The organism is Kitasatospora sp. NPDC048715 (assembly GCF_043198905.1).
GTDB classification, from domain to species: Bacteria; Actinomycetota; Actinomycetes; order Streptomycetales; family Streptomycetaceae; genus Kitasatospora; species Kitasatospora lactacystinica.
In genome coordinates this window covers 210,246-219,808 of record NZ_JBICVH010000019.1, presented here as the reverse complement: position 1 = coordinate 219,808, position 9,563 = coordinate 210,246, and the positions used below count along the sequence as shown (strand labels likewise).

General features: G+C 75.4%; 6 protein-coding genes. All 6 read right to left on the bottom strand.

The genetic code is table 11. From position 1 onward, the window contains the following. Window positions 1-56: 56 nt before the first annotated feature. The 6 genes from ACGFSC_RS32180 to ACGFSC_RS32155 all read right to left on the bottom strand — a co-directional run bounded on the left by ACGFSC_RS32180 (window position 57) and on the right by ACGFSC_RS32155 (window position 9,558). Complete coding sequence (locus ACGFSC_RS32180) at window positions 57-1,052, bottom strand: TauD/TfdA family dioxygenase (protein WP_359898259.1); 996 nt, start codon at window positions 1,050-1,052, stop codon at window positions 57-59. A gap of 8 nt (window positions 1,053-1,060) precedes the next feature. Then, window positions 1,061-1,273, bottom strand: a complete 213-nt coding sequence (locus ACGFSC_RS32175) for an MbtH family protein (RefSeq protein WP_189922088.1) — start codon at window positions 1,271-1,273, stop codon at window positions 1,061-1,063. A 109-nt stretch (window positions 1,274-1,382) separates the two neighbouring features. Next, window positions 1,383-2,567, bottom strand: a complete 1,185-nt coding sequence (locus tag ACGFSC_RS32170; RefSeq protein ID WP_359898260.1) for a cytochrome P450 — start codon at window positions 2,565-2,567, stop codon at window positions 1,383-1,385. Then, window positions 2,567-3,346, bottom strand: a complete 780-nt coding sequence (locus ACGFSC_RS32165; RefSeq protein ID WP_359898261.1) for a thioesterase domain-containing protein — start codon at window positions 3,344-3,346, stop codon at window positions 2,567-2,569. The genes ACGFSC_RS32170 and ACGFSC_RS32165 overlap by 1 nt, the downstream gene beginning before the upstream one ends. After that, window positions 3,343-5,097 carry a non-ribosomal peptide synthetase gene (locus ACGFSC_RS32160; protein WP_359898262.1) on the bottom strand — a complete coding sequence of 585 codons (1,755 nt, stop codon included), beginning with the start codon at window positions 5,095-5,097 and terminating at the stop codon, window positions 3,343-3,345. The genes ACGFSC_RS32165 and ACGFSC_RS32160 overlap by 4 nt, the downstream gene beginning before the upstream one ends. A 9-nt stretch (window positions 5,098-5,106) precedes the next feature. Next, on the bottom strand, window positions 5,107-9,558 hold the full coding sequence (locus tag ACGFSC_RS32155; protein WP_359898263.1) for an amino acid adenylation domain-containing protein: 4,452 nt from the start codon (window positions 9,556-9,558) through the stop codon (window positions 5,107-5,109). Window positions 9,559-9,563 lie beyond the last annotated feature (5 nt).

Below are 9,563 nucleotides of genomic sequence, written 5' to 3'. Positions count from 1 at the left end.
CTACTCACGTCACGGCACGGCACGGGGTGTTCGGGATGGGGGCGGTCGGTCGGCGGTCAGACGGCGGCCAGGTCCGGGCGGACGCTGGGCCGGCAGTCCAGGACGTCGACCGGCTGTCCCATCGAGACGGCGATCCTGCGGTCGCCTCGGTACGGGTCCCGGCCGTGTGCGCAGAGCACGTTGTCGACCAGCATCACGTCGCCGACCTGCCACCGCTCGCGAACGGTCGCGGCGTGGTACGCCTCGTTGAGGGCGTCGACGTCGGCGCTCCCGAGCGGTTCGGCGTCACCGAATCCGGTGTTGAACGGCAGGCCGTCCGGGCCGAACTCCTCGGTCATCGCCTCGTGGATGTCCGGGTCGAGCGACCACTCGTTCCAGAACGCGAGGTGGTTGAACCAGACCTCCTCACCCGTGCGCGGGTGGTGGATGGTGGCGGGGCGCAGCTGGCTGGTGCGCAGGTTGCCGTCCGGGCGCCACTCGCAGGTGATGCCGTTCTCCCGGCAGTAGGCCTCGACCTCGGCGGGGTCCTCGGTGGCGAAGGCGGTGCGCCAGCCGAGGGAGACGTAGTCCGAGTAGGCGCGGGTGAGCGTCCAGCCGGAGGTCCGCCCCCGCTCGACCAGGTGTGCCGGCAGGTGGTCGAGCACCTTGCGGCAGTCGGCGGTCGGGGTGGCCCCGCCCTCCTCGGGGGCGATCAGGCAGGCGAAGAGCAGCCGGCCGGGGAACGTGAGGGTGTAGCTGTTCTCGTTGTGCATCCGGATCGGCTGGGCCGGCGGCAGGTCGGTCGAGGAGAAGACCCCGTTGCCGTAGTCGCTGCGCGGGGTGGCCTTCTCGCGGTAGGGGGTGCGCTCGGGGATGAGCACGTCGCGCACGGCCGCGACGTCCTCGGTGCTCGCGACCGGCAGGCCGCGCAGGAAGATCGTGCCGTGGCGGTGCAGGGCGTCGGTGAGCTCGGTCTCGTTCTCCCGCAGCCAGTCGCAGGCCTCGCCGAGGTCGGCGGTGCGCGGGGCGTGGGCGAGGGCCGGGCGGCCGGGGTTCAGTTCCCAGGTCGGCATGGCGGCGCTCACTGGTGGGCGAGGGAGGCGACCAGGCTGGCCGGCCTGATGTCGGTCCAGTTGGCCTCGATGTAGTCGAGGCAGCCCTGGCGGGTGTCCTCGCCGTGGACGGTGGTCCAGCCGGCGGGCACGTCGATCCAGACCGGCCAGAGGGAGTGCTGGTTCTCGTCGTTGGCCAGGACCAGGTAGCCGGCGTTGTCGTCCTCGAACGGGTTGCTCATGGTGTCCTCCTTGGGTTGATTCGAAGGTACGGGCGGCCCGGGGCCCGCAACGGCAGGAGGCGAGGCAGGTACGCGGCAGTTCGGTGCGGGTGGCTGCCGGCGCCGGACGTCAGCGCGGGAGGAGGCGGACCGGGAAGCGGTCCAGGCCGAAGTTGATGATCGAGCGGTTGTGGGTGACCGGCCCGGTCGGTTCGATGACGGCGACGCGTTCCAGCATCGCCGTGAACAGGGCGCCGAGTTCGGCCTTGGCCAGCGGTGCGCCGATGCAGTAGTGGGCGCCGAGGCCGAGGGCGAGGTGCTTGTTGGGGCTGCGGTCGAGCAGGATCTCCTCGGGCCGGTCGAAGGCCTCCGGGTCCCGGTTGGCGGACCACACCCAGACGGCGACCCGGTCGCCGCGCCGGATGGTGTGGCCGTCGAGTTCGGTGTCCCGGCTCGCGGTGCGCAGGGTGTGCAGCCCGACCGAGGTCCAGCGCAGGAGTTCGTCCAGGGCCGAGTCCATGCCGACCTCGCCGCGCTGCAGCTTCCGCCACAGTTCCGGGTTCCGGGTGAGGGTGTGCAGGCCCATGGCGGCGGTGTGACGGACCGTCTGGACGCCGCCGACCACGATGTTGTCCAGGTTGAGCACGACGTCCTCGACCGGCAGCAGCTTGCCGCCGACCCGGTAGGTCGCCATCTTGCTGATCAGGTCGTCCTTCGGGTTCGTCCGGCGCAGCATCACCTGGTGCAGCAGGTACGGGATGAGCTGCTGGTGGCCGGCCCGGCGCTCCTCGGGGGTGTTGCCGAGGAACGCGACGTCGCAGACCCGTTCGACCATCTCGCGGTCCTGCTCGGGGACGTCCAGGAGGTCGCACATGACGGACAGCGGGAGGGCGGAGACGGCGTCGACGAGGTCGACCTCGCCCAGTTCGACGGCCTTCTCGACGATCGAGGCGGCGAGGTCGGTGATGCCGCGGGCGGCGCCGCGCACCGGGCCGGGGGCGAAGAACGGGTTGGCGGGGGCGCGCAGTTCGCGGTGCCGGGGCGGGTCGGTGAGGGCCATCATCCGGCCGGAGCCGACCGGGACGTTGCCCTCGCCGGCGCCGAGCAGCGAGCCCTGTTCGGAGCTGTAGAGGGCGGCGTTGCGCAGCACCTCGGCGGAGTGCCGGTAGGAGAGCACCGACCAGACCTGCCCGTCGTCGACGGTGTCGGTGCGGTGGACGGCGGACTCCCGGCGCAGCTCCGCGACCAGCGCGGGGGTGTCGGGGCGGGCCCACAGGTCGGGGTCGGTGAGGTCGACCGCGGTGGTGGTTGGCATCAGTGCTCCGTCGTGGACTGGTGGGCGGCGCCGGGCCGCGCGATGAGGGAGGAGAGCAGGTCGACCGGGCCGGGCCGGTCGACGGTGGCGAGCAGGTGGCCGCCGGGGACGACGTGGTGGCCGGAGCCGCCGCGGGTGTGGGCGGCCCAGCCTTCGAGGCCGCCCACGGCGAGGAGGGGGTCCTCGACGCCGACGACGGTGTGCAGGGCGGAGCCGATCGGCGGGTGGGGCCGGGGCCGGTAGGTGTCGACCACGGCCAGGTCGGTGCGGATGCCGCGCAGCGCGTTCTCCTTCAGGTCGGCGTCGCCCTCGACGAGTTCGCCCATCCCGGCCAGCCGCAGCAGTTCGTCGGCGGTGTACCGGGGGCGGTCCGCCCCGGCCCAGGCGGCGGGCGGCGAGGCGGCGGCGGCGACGACCAGCTCGGGGCGCCGCTCGGCGGGCAGCGCCCGGGCGACCTCGTAGCCGAGCAGGGCGCCGAAGCTCTGCCCGTAGAAGCCGAACCGGCCGGTCAGGTGCGGGGTGAGGGCCTCCAGGACGGCGTCGACCAGCAGGTCGAAGCTCGCGGGCATCGGGTGGCCGAGCCGGCCGCCGCGGGCCGGCGGTCGCAGTGCCCAGACCTCGGCGGCCGGGGCGAGGGCGCGGGCCAGCGGGGTGTAGGCGGTGGCGTCGCCCCCGGCGTGCGGGAAGCAGAACAGCCGGTAGGGGCGGTGGGGTTGGGGCACTGGGACGAACAGCCAGTCCCCCTCGACGCGGGGCCGCACCCGCAGCGCGGTGGTCATGCGCCGGCCGCCCGGGCGCGGGCGGTCAGGGCGGGCCGGGGGGCGGCGGCGCCGGCCGCGGCGGCCTGCCCGACGGTGGCGGTGAAGGCGGCCAGGTCGGCGGAGTCGAGCAGGTGGCGCAGCTGGAGTTCGATGCCGAGCCGGCGGCGCAGCAGGTGGACGACCCGCAGCGCGGCGATCGAGTGGCCGCCGAGCGAGAAGAAGTCGTCGGTGGGCCGGACGCCGGTGACGCCGAGCACGGTGCTCCAGACCTCGGCGACCTGCTCCGCCAGTCCGCCGGTGCCGGCCGCCGCCTCCTGCGCGGGGGCGGCGGGGGCGACGGGGACGGGCAGCGCCGCCAGGTCGACCTTGCCGTTGGGGGTGAGCGGCAGGGCGTCCAGCACGGTGATCACCGAGGGCACCAGGTGGGCGGGCACGGTGGCCCGCAGCCGCTCGGTCAGCTCGGCGGCGGTGACGGCGCCGGTGACGTAGCCGGCCAGGCGCCGGTCGCCGGGGGCGGGCTCGTGGACGGTGACGGCGGCGGCCTGGACGCCCGTCAGCCGGGCCAGGGCGTGCTCGACCTCGCCGAGCTCGATCCGGTAGCCGCGCAGCTTGACCTGGCGGTCCACCCGGCCGACGTACTCCAGCCGGCCGCCCTCGCCGCGCCGGGCCTGGTCGCCGGTGCGGTACATCCGGGCTCCCGGCCCGCCGGACGGGTCGGCGACGAAGCGCTCGGCGGTCAGTGCGGGCCGGCCGACGTAGCCGTGGGCGAGTCCGGGCCCGGCCAGGTACAGCTCGCCGACGACGCCGTCGGGGACGGCGGCGAGCTTCTCGTCCAGCAGGTGCAGGCGCACCCCGGGCAGCGGTTCGCCCAGGTGCGGCCCGGGGCCGCTGATCGGCGCGGTGACGGCGTCGACGGTGCACTCGGTGGGCCCGTACAGGTTGAGCGCGTCGATGCCGCCGTCGGCCAGCTCCCGCCAGGTGCGCTCGGGGACGGGCTCGCCGCCCATGAACAGCCGCGGCACCCGGGCGCTGGCGAGCGGCTCGCGCAGCAGCTCCCAGTGCGAGGGGGTCAGGTCGAGGTCGGTGACGGCGTGCTCGGCCAGCAGGGCGGCGACCCGGGCCGGGTCGGCGCGGTGCTCCTCGCCGATGACCAGGACGGTGTCGCCGCGGCAGATCCGGGCCCACTGCTGGACGGAGGCGTCGAAGGAGACGCTGGCGTTCCAGCCGACCACGCCGGGCTCGGCGCGGTAGGCGCCGGTGGCCTCCAGGGCCTCGACCAGGGCGGCGACGGCGCCGCGCGGCACCTCGACGCCCTTGGGGCGGCCGGTGGAGCCGGAGGTGTGGATGACGTAGGCCGGGTCGAGCGGGTGCGCCCCGGTCGGCAGGTCGGGCCCGTCGGCGGCGGCGTCCGGGCGCAGCACCGGCACGCCCTCGGCGGCCGGGAGGCCGTCGGCGCTGATCAGGGCGGCGAGCCCGGCGTCGGTGGCCATGAAGGCGAGCCGCTCGGCGGGGTAGGCCGGGTCGAGCGGGACGTAGGCGGCGCCGGCCCGCCAGACGGCGAGCAGGGCGACCGGCAGGTCGGCGGTGCGGCCGAGGTGGACGCCGACCCGGTCGCCGCGGCCGACGCCGAGGGCGCGCAGGGCGCGGGCCAGGGCGGCGGTGCGGCGGTCGAGTTCGGCGAAGTCCAGGCGGTCGGCGCCGGCCAGCACGGCGGTGCGCCCGGGGTGGGCGGCGACGGTGGCGCACAGGCGGTCCAGCAGATCGGTCATGACGGGTCCTCAGAGGTCTCGGGCGGCGGCGGCCATGATGTGCAGGGCGGTGGCGTAGGTGTCGATGAACTGCTCGGCGGTGCTGTCGGTGACCAGCGAGCGCTGGTGGTCCACCGCGAGCAGCACCCGCTGGGTGACCGGGTCCTGGATCACCGAGGCGCCGAAGGCGAAGCTGTTGGGTTCGTGGCGCAGGGTCGGCTCGGTGCCGATCCGGCCGTCCACGATGCGGGCCGAGCTGAGCCGGCCGAGGGCGTGGAAGCGCAGGTAGCCGAACTGGCTGTCCAGCGCGGTGTCGGTCATCAGCCGGGCGAGCCGGGCGAAGGGCACCCGGCGGTGCGGCATCATGTCCAGCTCCTCCCGGTGGACCTCGCGGACCAGGGCGAGCAGGTCGCCGGTGGGCTCGCAGCTCAGCGGGACGGTGTTGAGGAACAGCCCGTACACCTCGGTGCCGCCGAGCCGTTCCAGCCGGCCGTTGACGGCCAGGCCGGTGGTGACGCGCGGCTTCCCGGTGACGGCGGCGAGGGCGTGCAGGTGGGCGGCGAGCGCGACCGACTTGACCGGCACGCCGAGCGCGTCGGCGACGGTCCGCAGCTGGTCGGGCGCCTCGGGCAGCACCCGTTCGACGGTGCGCGGCGCCTCGTGCACGGACTCGCTGCCGGGGAACAGCTGGCCGCTGACGCCGGACAGCCGCTCGCGCCAGTAGCCGAGCGAGCGCTCGTCCCCGGCGGCCTGCCGTTCGACGGCCACGAAGTCGCGGAAGGCGGTGCGCGGCGGCGGGGTGGGCGCGCCGAGCGGATCGGCGGCGAGGGCGCCGTGGCGCTCCAGGATCTCGGTGAGCAGCGAGGTGAAGCTCCAGCCGTCGAGGATCGCGTGGTGCTCGGAGACGGTGAGCTGGAAGGCGTCCTCGGCCAGGCGCTGCACGGTGATCCGGAACAGCGGCGGGGCGGTGAGGTCGAAGGGCGTCCACCGGTGGGTGTCGAACACCTCGCGGATCGCGGTGTCCTGGTCCGCTTCGGCCGCGCCGCGCAGGTCGGCGAACTCGACGGGGGCGGGCAGCCGGCCGTGGACGAGCTGCAGCGGTTCGCCGTAGCCGGACAGGTCCAGGCCGGTGCGCAGCACGGCGTGGCGGTCCAGGGCCTCGGCGACGGAGCGGCGGAAGGCCTGCTCGTCGAGGTCGCCGGAGATCCGGTAGGAGTTGACGTTGTGGTAGCTGTCGGTGCCGCCGGCGATCTCCATGTGGAAGACCATGGAGAGCTGCATGGACACCATCGGGTAGGCGTCGACGACGCCGGGCGGCAGGTCGGCGCGGTCCTCCGGGGTGATCAGGGCGAACGGCTCGTGGGCGTCCGGGTCCTCGGTGACGGGCTTCGCCAGCGGCAGCAGGGCGGCGACGGTGGGGGCGTTGAAGACGTCGCGCAGGCTCAGCCCCCAGCCGCGCTCGTGCAGCGCGCCGGCCAGCTGGACGGCCCGGATGGAGTCGCCACCGAGGTGGAAGAAGTCGTCGTGGACGCCGATGCCGTCCACCCCGAGGACCTCCGTCCAGACGGCGGCGAAGGCCTCCTCCTCCGGGGTGCGCGGCTCGACGTGGCGGCCCGCCGCGGCGGCGCTGCGCTGTCCGGGGGCGGGCAGGGCGGCGCGGTCCACCTTGCCGTTGACGGTGAGCGGCAGCGACTCCAGCACGGTGAAGGTCGCCGGGACCATGTACGGGGGCAGCGAGCGGCCGAGGAAGGCGCGGACGTCGGCGGGCTCGCGTCCGGTGACGTACGCGGCGAGGCGGTCCTCGTGCACGGTGACGACGCAGGCGTCGACGTCCGGGTGGGCGGCGAGGGCGTTCTCGATCTCGCCGAGCTCGATCCGGAAGCCGCGCAGCTTGACCTGGAAGTCGGCGCGCCCGATGTACTCCAGTCCGCCGCCGGGCAGCCGCCGGGCGACGTCGCCGGTGCGGTAGAGCCGGGCCCCGGGCGGGCCGTACGGGTCGGCGACGAAGCGCCCGGCGGTGAGGCCGGGGCGGCCCCAGTAGCCGTGGGCGAGGCTGCCGCCGCCGATGTACAGCTCGCCGGCCGCGCCGGGCGGCACCGGCCGCAGCCAGTCGTCCAGGACCTGGGCGCTCAGGTGCGGCATGGGCGTGCCGATCAGGCTGCGTTCGAAGCCCGCGCTGCCGGCCAGGTCGTGGGTGGTGACGTGGACGGTGGTCTCGGTGATGCCGTACAGGTTGCAGAGCCGGGCCGGGGGCGGCGGGTCGAGTTCGAACCAGCGCTGGACGACGGCCGGGTCCAGCGCCTCCCCGCCGAGCATGATCCACTTCAGCGCGGGCAGGGCGCGCGGGCTGCGGCGCAGCACCGGCTCCAGCTGGCGCAGCGCCGAGGGGGTGAGGCAGAGGCGGGTGACGCCCTCCTCCTCCAGCAGCTGGGCGAACTCCTCGGGCGAGCGGCTGGTCACGTACGGGACGACGACCAGGCGGGCGCCGTGCAGCAGGGCGCCCCACATCTCCCACACCGTCCAGTCGAAGGCGTAGCTGTGGAAGAGCGTCCAGGTCTCCTGCGGGCCGAAGCCGAAGTGCCGCTCGCCGTCCGCCATCAGCCGGCTGACGTGCTCGTGGGCGACGGCGACGCCCTTGGGGCGGCCGGTGGAGCCGGAGGTGAAGATGACGTAGGCGACGTCGCCGGGGCGGCCTGCGGCCGGCGGGCGGGTGTCCGGCCGGGCGGCCAGGTCGGCGGCCCCGGCGCTCAGGTCGTAGGCCTGCCAGGGGCCGTCGGGCACCAGGTCCGGGCGGTCGGTGACCACCAGGGCGACGCCGGTGTCGCCGAAGACCAGGGCGGCCCGGTCGGCGGGGGCGGCCAGGTCGACGGGCACGTAGGCGGCGCCGGTCTTGAGCACGCCGAGGACGGTGACCAGGACGTCGGCGGTGCGCTCCAGCAGCATGCCGATCCGGTCGCCGGCGCCGGCGCCGCGGGCGCGCAGGGCGTGCGCGAGGCGGTTGGCCCGGCGGTCCAGTTCGGCGTAGCTCAGGGTGCGGTCGGGGTCGCTGACGGCGGGCCGGTCGGGGTGGGCGTCGGCGGCCCGCTCGAACAGGTGGTGCAGGCAGTGGCCGGGGGTGTCGGTGGCCGTGCCCGCGTCCACGGGGCGGGTGGTCAGCCGCAGCACGGTGGCGTCGGGGTCGTCCAGGGCCGCGGTGAGCAGGGCGTCGTACTCGGCGGCCAGCCGGCGGACGGTCTGCGGGTCGAACAGCTCGCCGCGGTACTCGGCCTCGCCGCGCAGCTCGCCCCCGGCGTCCCCGCCGTCGAACACGGACCAGGTGAGGTCGAACTTGCTGGTGCCGTTGGAGCGCACCCGGCTGCGGGCGGTGGCCGCCGGGCCGAGCGCCAGCGGGCTGCGGTCCTCGCCGTGGGCGCCGAACACCACCTGGACCAGCGGCGGGTGCTGGGCGCTGCGGGCGGCGCCGAGCCGGTCGACGATCTGGTCGAAGGGCAGGTCGAGGTAGCCGTACGCCTCGAAGGCGACGTCCTGGACGTGCTCCAGCAGGTCCCGGAAGCCCAGCGCCGGCGCGAGCCGCAGGCGCAGCGGCAGCAGGTTCACGAAGTAGCCGAGCAGGTGCTCCAGTTCGGGGCGGTCCCGGGTGGTGACGGGGGTGCCGACCACCAGGTCGTCGGCGCCGGTCCAGCGGTTCAGCAGCAGGGCGAAGACGGCCAGCTGGACGGTGAACGGGGTGACGCCCTCCGCCTCGGCCAGCGCGCGGACCCGCGCCGCCGTCCCGGGCGCGAGGCCGAACTCCTCGGTCCGGCCGGCCGCTCCGCGCTCGGCGGGCCGGGGCCGGTCGGTGGGCAGCTCCAGCAGGGCGGGGGCGCCGTCCAGCTGCTGCTTCCAGTAGGTCAGGTGCTCCTCGTAGGAGGTGCCGAGCTCCTCCTCGGCGCAGTCGGCGTACTGCACGGTCAGCTCCGGCAGCCGGGCCTGCCCGCCCCGCACCGCCGCGCCGTACAGCTCGGCGAGCTCGCGTTCGAAGACTTCGGCGGACCAGCCGTCCCAGACGATGTGGTGGACGGTGAACAGCACCGTGGTGCGCTCGTCGGCGAGCCGGAAGGCCTCGGCGCGCAGCAGCGGGCCGGCGGCCAGGTCGAAGGGCTCGGCGCAGCGGGCGGTGAGCAGGTCCTCCAGGCGCTCCTCCTGCCCGGGGCCGCTCAGCGGGCGCAGGTCGGTCACCGCGAGCGGCACGGCGAGGCGGTGGTGCACCTGCTGGCGGGGGCCGTCGGGGTGCAGCGCGAAGGTGGTGCGCAGCGTCTCGTGCCGGGCCGTGACGGCGTCCAGCGCGCGCTGGAGCAGGGCGAGGTCGAGCGGGCCGGTGACGTCGAGGGTCCAGGGGGTGCAGTAGGTGACGGCCCGCGGGTCGAGGCGGTCGAGGAACCAGAGGCCGCGCTGCAGCCCCGAGACGGGCGCGGTGCGCGCCGGGCGGTCGGACGGGCTCACGGCCT